The 448-nt window shown below is 67.6% G+C and carries 1 protein-coding gene; it reads right to left on the reverse strand.

Features of this window, described 5'->3' with window-relative positions:
• Window positions 1-435: hydantoinase B/oxoprolinase family protein (locus tag RAD15_RS43850; RefSeq protein WP_458184869.1), on the reverse strand; the 435-nt coding region annotated here is incomplete at its 3' end.
• Between the last annotated feature and the right edge of the window lie 13 nt (window positions 436-448).

Below are 448 nucleotides of genomic sequence, written 5' to 3' on the forward strand. Positions count from 1 at the left end.
GATGCGATACCCGACATCGACGATCTCGATCGCCTGACCGTCGGTGGGGCAGAGCCGCAGCGCGTTGGGCGCGCCATCGCCGCCGCCGGCAAAGCCGCGGGTCGGATTGCGGACACCCGCCAGCATCGCGTTGGTGGTGGACGGTGCAGTAAAGGCGATCGTCGTGCGCAAGCCGGGCGCGCCGCGCCAGCGGCCAGCGCCAGTCTGGTCGGCAACATATTCGTGCCGTAACAGGCGTAGCGGATATTGCCGCTCGGTCATCTCGATCGAGGGCAGGATCACGCCGGTCATCAGCGGCGGATAGAGGCCCCAGCCGTCAGTGCCGAACGCCGCCCCGGCTCCCCCGGTATAGCCGAAGAAGTTGAGACTGACCCAGTTGCGCCCCTGCTCGTCGCGGCCGCTGGTATAAGCGAGCGGCAGCTTGTGCGTGTTCACGCCGACTCGTTCG

This window comes from Bradyrhizobium sp. 14AA (genome assembly GCF_054185205.1).